The organism is Nocardioides sp., from assembly GCF_035547795.1.
Classification (GTDB): Bacteria; Actinomycetota; Actinomycetes; order Propionibacteriales; family Nocardioidaceae; genus Nocardioides.
This window is the reverse complement of record NZ_DASZUF010000035.1, coordinates 41,715-57,930: the sequence shown is the minus strand read 5'-3', so window position 1 is coordinate 57,930 and position 16,216 is coordinate 41,715. Positions and strand designations below refer to the sequence as shown.

Genomic DNA, 16,216 nt, shown 5'->3' with positions numbered 1-16,216 from the left:
GCCGGCGTCGACGCGCAGGGCGGCGCCTACGCCACCGGGGTGCTGGTCTTGATGAGCTCGGCCGCGGTGGCGGTGACGCTGGCGGCGTACCGAGCGGGTCAGCGGCGCCGGACGATCGGCTTCGGCGCCGTCGCCGTGGTCTTCGCCTACACCACGGTCAACAACGTCGTCGAGCGGCCCGACGGCGTCAAGATCGGCGCCTGCTTCATCGCCGCGATCATCCTCGTCTCGCTCGTCTCCCGGATCGGCCGCTCCTTCGAGCTGCGGGTCACCTCGGTCGAGCTGGACGCCACCGCCGAGCGGTTCGTCCGGGACTGCGCCCGGCGCCGGATCCGGCTGGTCGCCAACGAGCCGGACGCGCTCGACGCTCAGGAGTACGACGACAAGATCCGCCAGGTGGTCGCCGACAACGACCTGGACGACGAGGGGGACATCGTGTTCGTCGAGGTGACGGTGACCGATCCGTCCGACTTCGAGAACACCCTGCACGTGCACGGCGAGGTGGTCCACCAGCATCGCCGGGTGCTGCGGCTGGAGTCGGCCACGGTGCCCAATGCGCTGGCCGCGCTGCTGCTGCGCATCCGCGACCTCACCGGTGTGACGCCGCACATCTACTTCGAATGGACCGAGGGCAGCCCGGTGCTGAACCTGCTGCGGTTCCTGTTCTTCGGAGTCGGCGAGGTCGCACCGACCACCCGCGAGGTGCTGCGTCGCGCCGAGCCGAACCGCTCCCGCCGGCCGCACGTGCACGTCGGCTAGGGGCGATCAGGCGCCCCGCACGCACGGGCCGGAGCCGAGCACCCGCAGGCCGGCCAGGTCGCCGGCGCCCCAGCGGGCGGGCTTGCGGGTGAGCACCGGGTACATGATCTCGGCCGGGTGCTGGGCATGCCCCAGGCCGACGGCGTGGCCGAGCTCGTGCATCAGCGCCCGACCCTGGCTGCCGATCTCGCCGATGCGGTGACCGCGGCCGAAGCCGGCCGCCAGCCCGGCGAAGAGGGAGTGCTGCACGAGGACGAAGCCGCTGCGCAACACCCGATGGTGCCGCACCGTCGTGGGTACGGCGCCGCCCTCGCCGACCGCGGTGGCGTCGCCCTCGATCGTGTGATCGGTGGCGGCGACCACCAGGTCGGTGCCGCGCGGGTCGGGTCGTCGGCCGTCGGGGACGAACGAGGTCCTGCCGGCGTACCTGAAGCGCAGGCCGGAGGCGGTGGTCACCCGGTGCAGCGCGCGGCGTACCTCGTGTCGCCAGCGCCTCGGCATCCCGCTCGTGTTGAGCCGGTAGCGGATCGGGTGGCAGGTGCTCCACCGGTGCAGCCTCGGCGCGAGCCAGGCGTGGTCGGAGGCCGCGCCGGGCCTGGCCGTGACCGGTGACGCGGCATGGGCCGTGGCCGGCGCGCAGAGTGCGAGGGTGAGGAGCAGGACGGCCGGAAATCGCCTCATCGGCCGCCGGTATCCACTACTTGCCGTGCTGGAACACCGGGTGGCCGCGGTCGCGCTGGGGTGCCTCACCGAGCAGCCGGCGCAGCCGCTTGAGCCCCCGGTGCCGCGTCACGCGTACGGCGACCGCCGACATGCCCAACGCCGCACAGGTCGCGGCGACGTCCATCCCGATCACCTCCAGGCAGGTGATCACGTCCCGCTCCCGTGCGGAGAGCGCGGCGAGCGCCTCGCGCAGCCAGGCCCGCTCGGGGACCACGCTGTCGGGGCCGCGCACCGGCTCGGGATGCAGCAGTGCGATGGTGTCGTGGTCGGTCGGGGTGGTGGCCCGCCGGCCGCTGGTGCGGCGGGCGTTGGCGGCGTGACGGCGGGCGATGCCGAACAGCCAGCCGCCGAACTCCTCGCGGTTGCCGTGGAAGTCGTGGATCTTGCCCGCCGCGGTCAGCCAGGTCTCCGCACCCAGATCCTCGGCGGCCGCGGTGGCGTCGCCGGGGGAGCGGTGGGCCAACCACACCACCAGACGCCCGGCGTGGGCTCGGTACAGCTCACGCCAGGCGTCTGGGTCCCTCTGCTTCGCCGCGGAGACGAGCGGGTCGTCCCGCTCGTCCCCGCGGTTGCTCGCGCTCACGGCGACCGACCACTCCCGAGGCGGCCGGGGCCGGGGCCGTGACCGAGCGTGCCCGGCCAGCTGGGGTTCCGGAACGGCGGCTCGAGGTGGTGACGCCGGTGATGGCGGGAGTATGTGCCGAACGTCGGGGCGGCGTGGCGATGCCGCTTCGTCTGACCCGTGTGAGCGGCCGCGGTGCGGGTACCGACCGGGTGATCGGGCGGCGTCGCCGCACCGGTCGAGCGGGAGTGTTCCGCATCCGAGGTGGAGTGAGTGGCGCCCGGTGTCCCCCGCGTGGGGTTGGGGACACCGGGCGTCCGGGTGCGTGGACGTGCCGCACCGTGGGGGGACGGCGGGGCGGTCGGGACGACGGTCGGCCCGTGCGGGTGGTGCGCCGGGATGATCGGGGACGACGTACCCGGCAGGGCGCCGACCAGCCAGGTCACCGCCGCGATGGCGGCCACGCTCGCCGCGACCAGCAGGACCTTCGCCGACGACGCCCGAGATGTCGTCCGCGACGGCGTCGTGCTGACGCTGAGATCGACCAGCCGGACGAGCAGCGCGGCATCCGGCTCCAGCGTCGGTACGTCGACGCGGAGTCGTGCGATGCGATCACTCGCCATGGCTGGTCCGTGCTAGCTCAGGAGACCGGTGCCGGCGTGGGGGTCGGCGTCGCGGTGTCGGTCGGGGTAGGGGTGGGCGTCGGTGTGGGGTGCTGCCGCACCGGCTTGCCGTGGTGCCAGAACCAGCCGAGGTGCCAGCCGCGCCACCAGCCGAAGTGGCGGTGGTGGTGCCGGACGTAGTGGTGGTGCGTGCCGCGGTAGTGGTGCGCGAAGGCGGGCACGGCGCTCGGGTCGACGCTGGAGTGGGCGGCGGGGTAGTACTGCCCGTGCGGGGCATGGCTCACGTCGCTGCCGGGTCCGCCCACGCACGCCTGCGCGGCGTAGGCACCTGCGACGACGCTGACGACGACGGCACCGGAGGCAAGTGCGATGCGGATGCTTCGCATGGTGATCTCCTCTCCGAGAAAGAGGCCCCCTCGGGGGCAGTGTCACCCTTTCCCTGTCACGGGGGCCACGATGCGTTACGCCGGACCGCGGAGAATCTCAGGCGTTCACCATGAAGTCGGCCGCGCGCAGGATGTAGCTCCAGAACTCCGCATCCTGCTCGGGTGTCAGCGCGGCCGCGTCGAGCCCCGCTCGGAAATGGGTGAGCCAGCGGTCGCGCGCCTCGGTGGTCACCGCGAACGGCGCGTGCCGCATCCGCAGCCGCGGGTGGCCCCGGGTCTCGGAGTACGTCGTCGGACCGCCCCAGTACTGGCACAGGAAGAGGAAGAAGCGTTCCTCGGCCGGTCCGAGGTCCTCCTCGGGATACATCGCGCGGAGCACGTCGTCCTCGGCGACGCCGGCGTAGAAGGTGGAGACGATCGTGCGGATCGTCTCGGCGCCGCCGATCTCGTCGTAGAACGTCACCCCTCCATTGTGAGGGGTGCCCGTTGAGCCGACCGACCCCACCCGTCAGGATGGGGCCATGGCTACCACTCGCACTGCAACCACCGTCTGGGAAGGCACCCTGTTCGAGGGCGCCGGCAAGGTCACGCTGGACTCCTCCGGCCTCGGCACGTACGACGTGTCCTGGCCCTCCCGGGCCGAGGAGCCCGGCGGCAAGACCAGTCCCGAGGAGCTCATCGCCGCGGCTCACTCGGCCTGCTTCTCGATGGCGTTCTCCAACGGCCTGGCCAAGAACGACACCCCGGCCACGTCGCTGACGACCTCCGCCGACGTCGAGTTCACCCCCGGCACCGGCATCACCGGCATCAAGCTCACCGTCCGCGGTGTGGTGCCGGGCCTGGACAACGACAAGTTCGTCGAGCTCGCCGAGGCCGCCAAGGCCGGCTGCCCGGTCAGCCAGGCGCTCGCCGGCACCACCATCACCCTCGACGCCGCCCTGGCCTGATCTGAGACGCGAAGCGGGCCTCTGGCGGCGTTGTCGTCGCTCGACGGCCCGCTTCGCTCAAAGGCCGCCTTCGCTCCTCCGCCTTGCCAGGGGCTCCGCCTCGCGTCTCAGAGTCTCAGGCTTCTTCGGCCTCTGACGGCGTTGTCGTCGGAGCGGTTCCGCCCGCGTACGGCGGCGTCGGGAAGAGCACCTTCTGGGTGAAGGGCATCGCGATGCCCTCGTGGTCGAAGCGGGCCTTGATCCGCTGCCGCAGCTCGCGGGCGATCGCCCACTGCCGCATCGGCGCGGTCTTGATCAGCACCCGCACCGTGATCGCGTCGGGTGTCATGGTCTCCACGCCGGTGACCTCCGGCTCCTCGATCACCACGTCGTGGAAGTCGTCGTCCTGCCACAGGTCGTGCGCGACGTCCTTGAGGACGCGCTGCACCCGGGCGAGGTCCTCGCCGTACCCGATGCTGACGTCGACCACCGCCCGCGCCCAGTTCTGGCTCATGTTGCCGACCTTGAGGATCGAGCCGTTGGGGACGTACCAGACCGTGCCGCTCTGATCGCGCAGCCGAGTGACCCGCAGCGACACCGCCTCCACGGTGCCGGAGGCGACGCCGACGTCGACCACGTCGCCGACGCCGTACTGGTCCTCGAAGATCATGAACACCCCGGACAGGAAGTCCTTGACCAGGCTCTGGGCGCCGAAGCCAAGCGCGACGCCGACGATGCCGGCGCTGGCGATGATCGGGGCGATGTTGACGCCCAGCTCGCCCAGGATCATGGTCCCGAAGACCGCGACCAGGACGCCGGTGACGATGCTCTTGAGCAGGTCGCCCATGGTCTTGGCGCGCTGCACCCGGCGGGTGGCCGTGCCGGTGCTGAACCGGTCGGGCAGCACGCCCTCCTCGGCGTGGCGGACGATCCGGTCGACGAGCTTGCCGAGCACCCAGCGGATGCACAGCGCGAGCACGACCAGTCCCAGGATGGCGAGGGGCTTGCCGATCACCACGTCGGCGACGTGGTGCCAGTCGGTCTTCGCGGAGAAGACGGCGGTGAGCGCGGACATGGCCCCCATTCTTAACAGGCCCGGGCAACCGCTAGGCTGACCCTCGTGAGCAACTCGATCGCACGCCGCGCCCTGACCCTCGGCGCCGCCGTCGCCGCGGTCACCGTGGCCGTCGTCGGCCCCGCCGCCGCCGACACCCCGAACGGCTGGAGCAACCCGTCACACGTCAACCCGCTGCACTTCCTGGCGTTCGTGCTGTTCATCCCGGTCGGTGTCGCGCTGATCATTTCCGGGCTGGTGCTGCTGCCGGGTCTGCTCCGCGGTGAGGGGCTGCTTCCGCGCGCGCACAAGCCGAGCAGCCAGCCGCCCTCGCAGGGCCACTGATCCTCCCAGAAGATCGGCGTATCCGCGGCTGCGGATGCGCCGATCTCTCATTTCAACGCCCACGGCGGTGAGCGGATGCGCCGGCCGCCTCGTGCAGCCGGCGCATCCGCTCACGCGTCCGGCTCAGGCGCTGGCGGCGTCCTTCGCCTGGGCGGCCAGCGCGCGGGCGATCTCGTCGCGGCCCTCGAGCACGTACCGGCGGGCGCCGTAGGGAATGTCCCCGGTGGCGACCGCGGCGTCGATGGTCGCCAGCGCCTCGGTGGAGATGAGCGCGAACGGGAAGCCGTACTCCAGCGCGACCGACGCCTTCTGCGGGCCGATCCGGTCCCAGAGCGTCTTGGCCGCCTCCAGCATCTTCGGCAGGTACGGCGCGATCAGCTCCTCCTGCCCGACGCGGGAGAAGGAGTTGGCGATCGACCGCTGGGTCTCGTTGGGCGTGGCCGGGTCGATCCAGCCACGCTCGAACGACGCCGCCTTGGTCTCGGCGCTGGGGATCGCGGCGCGGGCCTCGGCGGCCTTCTCCTGGCCGGTGATGGTGTTGTCCCGGCGCTCCTCGGCGGCGACCTCGGCCTCGCCGAACACACCGGCCGCGCACAGGCCGATGATGAAGTACCAGCGCAGGTCCTGGTCGACGCTGAGGCCCTCGATCGACCACGAGCCGTCCAGCAGCGCCTGGAGGTCGGCGTGGGTCTGGGCGGCGACCGGGACGCCGGGGATGCCCCCGCGCAGCTGGCTGCCCGCGCCGGAGTAGCGCCGGGCCAGGCTGAGCTGCAGGTCGCTGCCCGGCTCGGCGGCCAGGATCAGCTCGCGCAGCCCGGCCTCCCAACGCTCCTTGAGGGCGATACGACGAGCCGGGTCGGCGTACGCGTTGACGGCTAGCTCGGCGTAGTGCGGGATCCGCGAGATGCCCCAGGCGTCGGTCTCGGCGCCGATGTTGGCCAGCACCAGCTCGACGAAGTCGTGCGCCGACAGCTCGGCGTCGCGGGTCATGTCCCAGGCGGCGCCCCACACCAGCGCGCGGGCCAGCGAGTCGGGCATCGAGGACAGGCTGGTCAACGCGGTCGCCAGGGAGCGCTCGTCGAGACGGATCTTGGCGTAGGTGAGGTCGTCGTCGTTGAGCAGCAGCAGGTCCGGCTGGACCTCGCCGACCGCCTCGGCGATCTGGGTCAGCTCGCCCGCGACGTCGACCTCGAGGTAGCGGCGCCGTACGAGGGCCCCGTCAGTGGTGTCGTAGAACCCGATGCCGAGTCGGTGCCGGCGCAGGGTGGGGTGGTCGGCCGGGGCGGTCTGCCGCACCGCGAACGACGTGTAGCGGCCGTCCTCGCCGACGGTGAACTCGGGACGCAGTGTGTTGACCTGCGCAGTCTGCAGCCATTCCGCCGCCCAGCTGGTCAGCTCGCGGCCGGAGGCCTGCTCCAGGTGTCGCAGCAGATCGGCGAACTCGCTGTTGCCGTAGGAGAACTCCTTGAAGTACGCCGTCAGGCCCTGCAGGAACGGCTCGAGCCCGACCCAGGCGACCAGCTGCTTGAGCACCGAGGCGCCCTTGGCGTAGGTGATCATGTCGAAGTTGACCTCGATGGCGTCGAGGTCCTCGATCTCCGGCGCGATCGGGTGGGTGGTGACCAGCTGGTCCTGCCGGTAGCCGGTCTGCTTGCGGGCGTTGGTGAAGCCGGTCCAGGCCTCGGTGAACTCGGTGGCCGTCGCGCCGGCGTGGTAGGCGGCCCACTCGGCGAATGACTCGTTGAGCCACAGGTCGTTCCACCACTTCATCGTGACGAGGTCGCCGAACCACATGTGGGCCATCTCGTGCAGGATCGTGTTGGCGCGGTTCTCGTAGAACGAGCGCGGCTGCTTGGAGCGCGGGATCAGCTCGTCGCGCAGCGTCACGCAGCCGGCGTTCTCCATCGCGCCCATGTTGTACTCGGGCACGTAGAGCTGGTCGTACTTGCCGAACGGGTAGGGCACCTCGAAGGTCGACTCGAAGAACTCGAAGCCCTGCCGGGTGACGGTCACCAGCTCCTCGCGGTCCAGCGAGTCGGCCAGCGACTGGCGGCAGTAGTGACCCAGCGGGATGGTGCCGTTCTTGCCCTCGTAGACGTCCTGCACCTCGTAGTACTCACCGGCCACGACAGCGGTGATGTACGTCGCCATCCGCGCGGTGGGCGCGAAGTCCCAGCGCGCCTTGCCGTCGCCCAGGTCGACGGGCTCGGGGGAGGGGCTGTTGGAGACGACCTTCCAGTGCGCGGGCGCGGTCACGTGGAAGGTGAAGACCGACTTGAGGTCGGGCTGCTCGAAGGTGGTGTAGACCCGGCGGGCGTCCGGCACCTCGAACTGGCTGTAGGTGTAGACGCGGCCGTCGGCCGGGTCGACGAAGCGGTGCAGGCCTTCGCCGGAGTGCGAGTAGGGCAGGTCGGCGCTGACCATGAGCACGTTCTCGGCGGCCAGCTGGTCGAGCCGGATGCGCGAGTCGGCGTACGCCGAGGCCGGCAGGGTGCGGCCGTTGAGGGTGATCTCGCGCACCGATGCGTCGACGAGGTCGGCGAACGTCGCCGCGCCGGGCTGCCGGCAGGTGAAGGCGATCGTGGTGGTCGATGCGAAGGTCTGGTCCCCGGTGGTCAGGTCGAGCTGGATGTCGTACGACGTGACGTCGAGGAGGGCGGCGCGGGTGCGCGCTTCGTCCCGGGTGAGGTTGGTTCCAGGCATGCGGCCGATCCTCTCACCCGTGCCTCGGTGCGGCCGATGTCGGGGTGAGGCCACCGACGGCGTCGGAAAAAGTACAAAAATGTAATTCCGCCACGCCGGTATCGGTACTTGACTTTTTTCACTACGGTTCTCCCGTGCCTCATCCGTCACATTCGCCACGCCGGTCACTGAAGCGTTCAATTCTCACGGTGATCCTGGCGTCGTTGGCGACCGCGACGGCACTCGTCCCGGCGCTCACGCACACCGCCGACCTGAGGACGATGTCGGGCTCGTCCTCGGTGCTGTGCACCGGCTTCGGGCCGTGCACGGACGCCGGCATGAGCGCGAAGGGCTACCACGCCGTCTGGAACACGTCGTTCTGGAACATGGCGTCGGGCCAGCAGTGCACCAACTACGTGGCCTACCGGATGATCAAGGCCGGGATGTCGGCCACCCGGCCCGCCCAGCTCAAGCCGGGGAAGGGCAACGCCGAGTACTGGGGCACCTCGTTCGGCTACAACAGCATCCCGACCGTCGGCTCGATCGCCTGGTGGCGGGGAGGCGCGCAGGGCGCCAGCGCGGAGGGCCACCTGGCCTACGTCGAGCGAGTCAACTCGCCCACCGACATCGTCGTGTCCGAGTCGAACTGGGGCAGCAACTTCGACTGGCGCCACATCACCACCGCGGCCAACTGGCCCAGCGGCTTCATCCACCTGGTCGACAACGGGGCGCCGCCCCCGCCGCCGGTCACGACACCGCCCCCGGTGACCACGCCGCCCCCGCCGCCGGTCACCACGCCTCCGGCCACGACTCCGCCGGCCACGGTGCTGCGGAACGTCAGCCCGCCGACCATCACCGGGACCGTCCAGGTCGGCCAGACCCTGGCCGCCACCGACGGCAGCTGGTCCCCGGCCGCACAGACGGTGACGTACCAGTGGCTTGCCGACGGCAAGGCGATCTCCGGCGAGACCGGCCGGACGTTCCTGGTCGGGCGCAGCCGGCTGGGCAAGAGCATCTCGGTGCAGGTCACCGCGACCACGGGCGGGCAGAAGGTGACCGCCACCTCGGCTCCGACGGCGCCGGCGATCGCCGGCACCATCGCGGTGACCACGCCGCCGGTCATCGAGGGGACCCCGGCCATCGGCGAGACGATCACCGCCGTACCGCCGGTGACGTCGCCGGCCCCCACGGCCTCGGCCGTGCAGTGGTACGCCGACGGAGTGCCGATCCCGGGCGCCACGTCCTGGACGCTCAACGCCGGCGCGGACCTGGCCGGCAAGCGGCTGACGGTCCAGGTGACCGGGACCCGGCAGTCGTTCGCGAACCTCTCGACCACCAGCGCACCCAGCGATCCGGTGCAGGCGCCACCGATCCAGTTCACCACCCCGGGCTCGGTGGCCGGCGCACCGCAGGTCGGCTCGCCGCTGACCGCGAGCCCCGGCGTGACGGACCCGGCTCCGGCGTCGACGACGTACGCCTGGCTGCGCGACGGCCGGCCCATCCCGGGCGCCACTACGCCCGCCTACACGCCGACCAAGGCCGACGCCGGGCACCGCGTGTCGGTGCAGGTGACGCTGACCGCGCCGGGACACTTCCCGAGCATCAACGAGTACGCCGCCGGCACGATCAGGGCCAAGCCCCGGCTCAAGGTCGCGGCCCGGTCGGCGCGGCGCGCGGCCACTCTCACCATCAAGCTCAAGACGGCCGGCCTCCCGGTCAAGGGCGGCAAGATCGTGGTGCAGGTCGGCAAGCACAAGGTGAAGGCCCTGGCGGCCAAGCACAAGGTGCGGCTGCGCGTCGCCGGCCTCAAGCCGGGCAAGCGGAAGATCACCATCCTCTACCGCGGCACGACCACGGTCCTCGGCGACTCGACGACCGCGATCGTGAAGGTGAGGCGCTGAGATCCGGCCGTACCCCATCTGGGGCATGCCGGGGGCGATATCGGCGATTCCACGACGCGGCGGGCACGGTCACGCCATGATTCCTTCCTGACCGGTGGGTTCGGGACCACCACGCATTCATTCGTGAGAGGGATCCCTAGATGACTCTTTCGGCGTATCGCCGCGCTCGTCGCCGTACCGGCACTGGCGCTGGCGTCCCTGACGCTCATCGCGCCGGCGGCCCAGGCCTCGACGCCGGGCAACGACGACTTCGCCCAGGCCCAGGTCGTCGGCCCCACGCTGCCGGTGGCCGTGACCGGCTCCAACGTGAACGCGACGGCCCAGGCCGGTGAGCCGTCCGAGCAGGGCAACGGGCCCGCCGCCACCATCTGGTACCGCTGGACGGCGCCGGCCGACGCCACGGTCGCGGTGTCCACGCAAGGCAGCGAGACGACCGATGGCGACAGCCTCGACACCTACCTGGACGTCTACACCGGCGCGAGCCTCGACGCGCTGACATTGGTCGGCTCCGACGACGACGGTGGCACCGAGGGCTCCAGTCTGCTCACGTTCGACGCGACCAGCGGCACCACTTACTACGTCCAGGTCGACGGCTACCACTATTCCGAGGGACCCGAGACCGGTTCCATCGCCCTGTCCATCGCGGAGGTCGACGCGACATTGAGGGGCACCGTCACCGCGGAGGAGTCGGGCTCGCCGGTCGCCGACGCCTGTGTCGACGTCTCGTCCTCGACCTACCACGCCGAGACGTCGACCGACGAGGACGGCTCCTACTCCTTCGACCTGCCCGCCGGCACCTACGACCTGCACGTCTCGAGCTGCGGCAGCGACACGAGTCTGCTCGACGTAGACGAGACCGGCATCGTCGTGGGCGCACACGCCACCGTCACCGCCAACGTGCAGATGCCGCCGGCCGGCTCGATCAGCGGCACGGTGACCGGCCCGGACGGCATGATCCCGTCGGACGTCTGCGTGGAGGCCTACAACGACGACGACAGCGTCGACGAGAGCACCGACACCGATGGGACCGGCGCCTACACCATCAACAATCTGCCCACCGGCAGCTACTACGTCGAGTTCAGCGACTGTGGCGGCGACGGCCTGATGACCACCTACTACGGCGGTACGACCGACGAGTCTGGGTCGACCCAGGTGGCAGTGACGGCGGGTGAGAACACCAGCGGGACGAACATCCAGCTTGCTCGCGGTGCCAGCATCAGCGGCACGATCTCCAACGCGTCCGGCGCCGTCCTCGACAACGCCTGCGCCGAGGTCTACAACGACGACTACGACCGTACGCGATACGTGGACGACAACGGGCACTACACGGTCGAGGGCCTTGCGGCCGGCACCTACCACGTGGAGTTCTACGACGACTGTGACGCCGACCACCCGAGCACGCTCTGGTACAACGGCTCGACCACCGAGGCCGGAGGTCAGACGATCACCCTGGTGGCCGGTCAGCAGATGACCGGCGTCGACGCCGTCTTCGGCAAGGTGGCCGTGACCGGTGGCCCCTCCGCGGCCTGCACCAGCGCCCAGGCGGCGGCCCAGCGAGCCACCGCCGCGCTCGGTAGCGCCAACGGCAAGCTGCACAGCGACCAGGGCAAGCTCAAGAAGCTCGGCAAGAAGGTCAAGAAGGCCAAGGGCCACGCGAAGAGCAAGCTCAAGAAGAAGCAGAAGAAGCTGAAGAAGACGGTCAAGTCGGACAAGCACGCGGTGAGCGCGGCCACCACCGGCGTGAGCAGCGCCAACGCCGCGGTCAGCGCCGCCTGCCGCTGACCCACAGCGACGCCCCGTGGGCCCGGTCCCGTCCTGGACGAGGCCGGGCCCACGGCATAACCGTCGGTGTCCGGTGGTTGACTGCGGATATGACCAACGCTGACTTCTGGTTCGACCCCGCGTGCCCCTTCGCCTGGATCACCTCGCGCTGGATCCTGGAGGTGGAGAAGGTCCGTGACATCAACGTCACGTGGCACATCATGAGCCTGGCCTACCTCAACCAGGACAAGGACATCCCCGAGGACTACCGCGCGTTCCTGGCGACCGCGTGGCAGCCGGTGCGGGTGTGCATGGCCGTCAACGAGCAGTTCGGCCAGGAGAAGCTGGCCGAGATCTACACCGCGCTGGGCACCCGCCGGCACGTGGAGAAGAAGGAGTTCACCCGCGAGGTGATCGAGGACGCGCTCGCCTCGGTCGGGTTGCCGACGGAGCTCGCGGACGCGATGGACGACTCGTCGTACGACGAGGCGATCAAGAAGTCCCACCACCTCGGCATGGACCAGGTCGGCAACGAGGTCGGCACGCCCACGATCGCGTTTGAGGGCCAGGCGTTCTTCGGGCCGGTCATCTCCAAGGCGCCGAAGGGGGAGGCCGCCGGCCGGCTGTGGGACGGCTTCGTGCTCGTCACCGAGTATCCCTACGTCTACGAGCTCAAGCGCGCCCGCACGCACGAGCTGGACTTCAGCTGATGCCGGTCGACCAGGTCGGCACCCTGGCGCTGCAGCGCGCGCTCACCCAGGCTGCCGACCTGCTCGACGCCGTCACTCCCGAGGACCTCAGTCGCCCCACGCCGTGCTCCGAGTGGGACGTGCGCCGCCTCGCCAACCACCTCATCGCCCAGCCACGGGTCTTCGTCACCATGCTGCAGGGCGCGCCGCCGGGGTGGAACGGCCACGAGGACTACGACACCGCACTCGGCGACGAACTGCGCAGCCGGGGCAACACCCTGATCAACCTGTGGCGCGAGACCACCGGGGAGACGATGCTCGACCCGGACTGGCAGGCCGTCGAGATCGCGGTGCACACCTGGGACCTCGCCCGGGCGCTCGGCCGCACCACCGACGGGCTGGACCAGTCGGTGGCCCAGCGGGCGCTGGTGGCGATGGACCGCATCCTGGGCCCGACCCGCAAGGGCCGCGCCTTCGCCGACGCCCGGTCCGCACCGGCCGGCTCGGACGCCTACACCCACCTGGCGGCGTACGCCGGGCGCGAGGTCTGACGCCTCGACACGCGACCAGGGGCGCCGACTCGGGCGAGTGGCGCCCCTGGTCACCGTCCGGCTGCCGCGACGATCAGCGCTTGACCTTCTTGATGACGTGCAGCTTCTCCGTCAGGCTGGTGTAGCCGGGCACCCGGTAGGTGACCTTGACGGCGATCCGCTTGCCCGCGTCCTTCTTCACCAGCGTGTACTTGCGGTGCGTAGCACCCCGGATCGCCTTGCCGTTGCGCAGCCACTGGTAGCCGACGGAGTTCGCGTACGGCGACACGCGCCCGGCCTTGACCTTGTCGCTCTGCCCGACGTGGGTCCTCTTCTTGCCGACCAGGTGCGGCGCCCGCACCACCGTCAGCCGCTGGGCGCCCGGCGTACCGGCCGGGTTGGCCAGGCCCTGGGGACCCGCGGGGCCGGCCGGGCCCGCCGGACCGGACGGACCCGCCGGACCGGACGGCGTGCAGTCGTCACCGGGTCCGGACGGGTTCCCGCCCGGGACGTACGACAGGATCGTGTCGATCGCCTGCTGCAGCGTGCCCGAGAGCGGCTGCGGGAGATAGCCGAGGATGCTGTCCAACGCCGCCGCAAGATCGCTGGTCAGGCCGCTCGGATCGGTGGGAATGGAGGTCGGGAACCCGCTGGGAACACCGGTCGGCAGACTGCTCGCCCCGCTCTCGAGGGCGTTGATCAGGGTGGCGATCGCGTCCTGCAGCGGTGCGGGCAGGTCGGTGGGGATGCTGGTCGGGATGCTGGTGGGCAGCCCGCTGGCCCCGCCTTCGAGGGCGTCGATCAGGGTGGTGATGGCGTCCTGGAGGGTCGCCGGCAGGCTGCTGGCGCCGTCCTGGAGGGCGTTGGTGAGCGTGGTGATGGCTTCCTGCAGCGGTGCGGGCAGGTCGGTGGGGATGCTGGTCGGGATGCTGGTGGGCAGTCCGCTGGCGCCGCCTTCGAGGGCGTCGATCAGGGTGGTCAGGGCGCTCTGAAGTGGCGCGGGAAGGCTGGTCGGCAGTGTGGTGGGGACGCTGCCCGTCGGCAGGCCCGTGGCGGAGCCGCTCGGGAGCAGTCCGCCCAGGATCGGGTCGAGAACATCGGTGAGCGCGGCCGGTGAGACGGCGTCGGCGCCGGTTGCCCCGGCGGCGTACGCCCGGGCCTGGGCTACCGCGGCGGTGGTCGGGCAGGCGGAGGTGGCGGCGGTGCCGGTGCTCTGCGCGTCGGCCTGAGTGCCGACGATCAGCACGGGCACGCCGAGGACGGCGCCGCTCACGATCAGGACGCCGGCGCGCCTAAGGATCGTGCGGTTGGTGGGACGAGCGTTCTTCATCAAGACCCCTCGGTGCTGGCTGCTGCTGGAAAGGCGTGACCCAGGTCACCCGGTCCATCAACGAGAGCGTCGGGCAAAGGTGACGGCGCTGCCGGCTCCCAGGGGGACACCCGCCCTTCACTAGGATTCACCGCATGAGTCATGTCCTGTCGGCCGTTGCCTGGCCGTACGCCAACGGCCCGCGTCACATCGGACACGTTGCCGGGTTCGGCGTGCCGTCAGACGTGTTCTCCCGCTACATGCGGATGGCCGGTCACGACGTGCTCATGGTCTCCGGCTCCGACGAGCACGGCACGCCGATCCTGATCGCGGCCGACGAGGCAGGACTGACCGCGCAGGAGATGGTCGACCGGAACCACCGGCTCATCGCCGAGGACCTGTGTGCCCTGGGCCTGACCTACGACCTCTACACCCGAACGACGACGCGCAACCACCACGCCGTCGTCCAGGAGCTGTTCCTCGGGGTCTATGAGAACGGCTACTTCGTCGAGCGGACCTCCAAGGGCGCGATCTCGCCCTCGACCGGCCGCACCCTGCCGGACCGCTACATCGAGGGCACCTGCCCGATCTGCGGGTACGACGGCGCCCGCGGTGACCAGTGCGACAACTGCGGCAACCAGCTCGACCCCGACCAGCTGATCAACCCACGCAGCAAGATCAACGGCGAGGTCCCGGAGTTCGTCGAGACCCAGCACTTCTTCCTCGACCTGCCCGCGCTCGCCGAGGCGCTGGGGGAGTGGCTCGACGAGCGGGAGAAGACCGGGCTGTGGCGGCCCAACGTGATCCGCTTCAGCCAGAACATCCTCAAGGAGATCCGGCCGCGGGCGATGACCCGCGACATCGACTGGGGCATCGCCGTACCGCTGGACGGCTGGCGGGAGAACCCCACCAAGAAGCTCTACGTCTGGTTCGACGCGGTCATCGGCTACCTGTCGGCCTCCATCGAGTGGGCCCGCCGCTCCGGTGACCCCGACGCCTGGCGCCGGTGGTGGAACGACCCGGAGGCGCTGAGCTACTACTTCATGGGCAAGGACAACATCACCTTCCACAGCCAGATCTGGCCGGCCGAGCTGCTCGCCTACAACGGCAAGGGCGACAAGGGCGGCCGCCCACGTGAGCTGGGCGAGCTCAACCTGCCCACCGAGGTGGTCTCTAGCGAGTACCTGACCATGGAGGGCCGCAAGTTCTCCTCCTCGCGCAAGATCGTGATCTACGTGCGCGACCTGCTCAGCCGCTACCAGGCCGACGCGTTCCGCTACTACGTCGCGGTCGCCGGCCCGGAGACGAACGACGCCGACTTCACCTGGGCGGAGTTCGTGCGCCGGACCAACGACGAGCTGGTCGCCGGTTGGGGCAACCTAGTCAACCGGACCGCCACCCTGATCGCGAAGAACTTCGGCGAGATCCCCGCGCTCGGCGAGCTCACCGGCGACGATCGGGCGGTGCTCGACCTGGTCGACGGGGCCTTCGCCACCGTCGGCGGCCTGATCGGCGGCCACCGGCAGAAGCAGGCGATCAACGAGGCCATGCGCGTGGTCGGCGAGGTCAACAAGTACGTCTCCGACAGCGAGCCGTGGAAGATCGCCAAGTCGGGTTCTGGGGCGGACCAGGCGCGGCTGGGCACCGTGCTGCATGTGATCGCGCAGTGCATCGCCGACCTCAACCTGATCCTCTCGCCGTTCCTGCCGTTCTCGGCCAACGCAGTGGACCGGATCTTCGGGGGCGCGGGCCGGATCGCCCCGCTGCCGCGGCTGGAGGAGGTCGAGGACCTCGACGGCGGTGCGCCCTACCCGATCATCACGGGCGACTATGCCGACGTGCCGTCCTGGGAGCGGCACCCCATCGTCGCCGGTACGCCGGTGGCCAAGCCCGAGCGGATCTTCACCAAGCTCGACACCGCGGTGATCGAGGACGAGCTCGCCCGGCTCGGCAGCTGAGCGACCGG

15 protein-coding genes and 1 pseudogene are annotated in these 16,216 nt (G+C 70.6%); 8 read left to right on the top strand and 8 right to left on the bottom strand.

Annotated elements, in window-relative coordinates; genetic code table 11:
- Positions 1-759 (top strand): annotated as a pseudogene (locus VHA72_RS02980) (amino acid transporter); the annotation flags it as partial.
- A gap of 6 nt (positions 760-765) precedes the next feature.
- Here the strand turns inward: VHA72_RS02980 and VHA72_RS02975 are convergent.
- The 5 genes from VHA72_RS02975 to VHA72_RS02955 all read right to left on the bottom strand — a co-directional run bounded on the left by VHA72_RS02975 (position 766) and on the right by VHA72_RS02955 (position 3,516).
- Positions 766-1,440 carry a matrixin family metalloprotease gene (locus VHA72_RS02975; RefSeq protein WP_325572959.1) on the bottom strand — a complete coding sequence of 225 codons (675 nt, stop codon included), beginning with the start codon at positions 1,438-1,440 and terminating at the stop codon, positions 766-768.
- Between the two features lie 16 nt (positions 1,441-1,456).
- Complete coding sequence (locus VHA72_RS02970) at positions 1,457-2,065, bottom strand: RNA polymerase sigma factor (RefSeq protein ID WP_325572958.1); 609 nt, start codon at positions 2,063-2,065, stop codon at positions 1,457-1,459.
- Positions 2,062-2,667, bottom strand: a complete 606-nt coding sequence (locus tag VHA72_RS02965; RefSeq protein ID WP_325572957.1) for a hypothetical protein — start codon at positions 2,665-2,667, stop codon at positions 2,062-2,064. Before VHA72_RS02965 ends, VHA72_RS02970 begins: the two co-directional genes overlap by 4 nt.
- A gap of 17 nt (positions 2,668-2,684) precedes the next feature.
- Positions 2,685-3,053, bottom strand: a complete 369-nt coding sequence (locus VHA72_RS02960) for a hypothetical protein (RefSeq protein ID WP_325572956.1) — start codon at positions 3,051-3,053, stop codon at positions 2,685-2,687.
- A 97-nt stretch (positions 3,054-3,150) separates the two neighbouring features.
- Positions 3,151-3,516 carry a globin gene (locus tag VHA72_RS02955; protein WP_325572955.1) on the bottom strand — a complete coding sequence of 122 codons (366 nt, stop codon included), beginning with the start codon at positions 3,514-3,516 and terminating at the stop codon, positions 3,151-3,153.
- A gap of 58 nt (positions 3,517-3,574) precedes the next feature.
- Between VHA72_RS02955 and VHA72_RS02950 the strand changes: the two genes are divergently transcribed.
- Positions 3,575-4,000 carry an OsmC family protein gene (locus VHA72_RS02950; RefSeq protein ID WP_325572954.1) on the top strand — a complete coding sequence of 142 codons (426 nt, stop codon included), beginning with the start codon at positions 3,575-3,577 and terminating at the stop codon, positions 3,998-4,000.
- Between the two features lie 115 nt (positions 4,001-4,115).
- Here VHA72_RS02950 and VHA72_RS02945 read toward each other — a convergent pair whose 3' ends face one another.
- The gene (locus tag VHA72_RS02945; RefSeq protein WP_325572953.1) at positions 4,116-5,054 is read right to left on the bottom strand and encodes a mechanosensitive ion channel family protein; all 939 of its coding nucleotides are present in this window, start codon (positions 5,052-5,054) and stop codon (positions 4,116-4,118) included.
- A 45-nt stretch (positions 5,055-5,099) separates the two neighbouring features.
- Between VHA72_RS02945 and VHA72_RS02940 the strand changes: the two genes are divergently transcribed.
- Entirely contained in the window at positions 5,100-5,378 is a 279-nt protein-coding gene (locus tag VHA72_RS02940) for a hypothetical protein (protein ID WP_325572952.1), read from the top strand.
- Between the two features lie 123 nt (positions 5,379-5,501).
- Here the strand turns inward: VHA72_RS02940 and pepN are convergent, their stop codons facing one another.
- Positions 5,502-8,081, bottom strand: coding sequence for an aminopeptidase N (gene pepN / locus VHA72_RS02935; RefSeq protein ID WP_325572951.1), 2,580 nt, complete (start codon positions 8,079-8,081; stop codon positions 5,502-5,504).
- A 188-nt stretch (positions 8,082-8,269) separates the two neighbouring features.
- Here pepN and VHA72_RS02930 point away from each other — a divergent pair, with 188 nt between their 5' ends.
- From VHA72_RS02930 to VHA72_RS02915, 4 genes are all read left to right on the top strand, one after another.
- Complete coding sequence (locus VHA72_RS02930; protein ID WP_325572950.1) at positions 8,270-9,961, top strand: CHAP domain-containing protein; 1,692 nt, start codon at positions 8,270-8,272, stop codon at positions 9,959-9,961.
- A gap of 291 nt (positions 9,962-10,252) precedes the next feature.
- Entirely contained in the window at positions 10,253-11,743 is a 1,491-nt protein-coding gene (locus tag VHA72_RS02925) for a carboxypeptidase-like regulatory domain-containing protein (protein WP_325572949.1), read from the top strand.
- Positions 11,744-11,832: 89 nt separating this feature from the next.
- Positions 11,833-12,432, top strand: coding sequence for a mycothiol-dependent nitroreductase Rv2466c family protein (locus VHA72_RS02920; protein WP_325572948.1), 600 nt, complete (start codon positions 11,833-11,835; stop codon positions 12,430-12,432).
- On the top strand, positions 12,432-12,962 hold the full coding sequence (locus tag VHA72_RS02915) for a maleylpyruvate isomerase family mycothiol-dependent enzyme (protein WP_325572947.1): 531 nt from the start codon (positions 12,432-12,434) through the stop codon (positions 12,960-12,962). The genes VHA72_RS02920 and VHA72_RS02915 overlap by 1 nt, the downstream gene beginning before the upstream one ends.
- 73 nt (positions 12,963-13,035) lie before the next feature.
- On the opposite strand, the gene VHA72_RS02910 is transcribed toward VHA72_RS02915, so the two are convergent.
- Positions 13,036-14,271, bottom strand: coding sequence for a hypothetical protein (locus VHA72_RS02910; protein WP_325572946.1), 1,236 nt, complete (start codon positions 14,269-14,271; stop codon positions 13,036-13,038).
- Between the two features lie 134 nt (positions 14,272-14,405).
- Between VHA72_RS02910 and metG the strand changes: the two genes are divergently transcribed.
- Entirely contained in the window at positions 14,406-16,208 is a 1,803-nt protein-coding gene (gene metG, locus VHA72_RS02905; protein WP_325572945.1) for a methionine--tRNA ligase, read from the top strand.
- Positions 16,209-16,216: the final 8 nt, after the last annotated feature.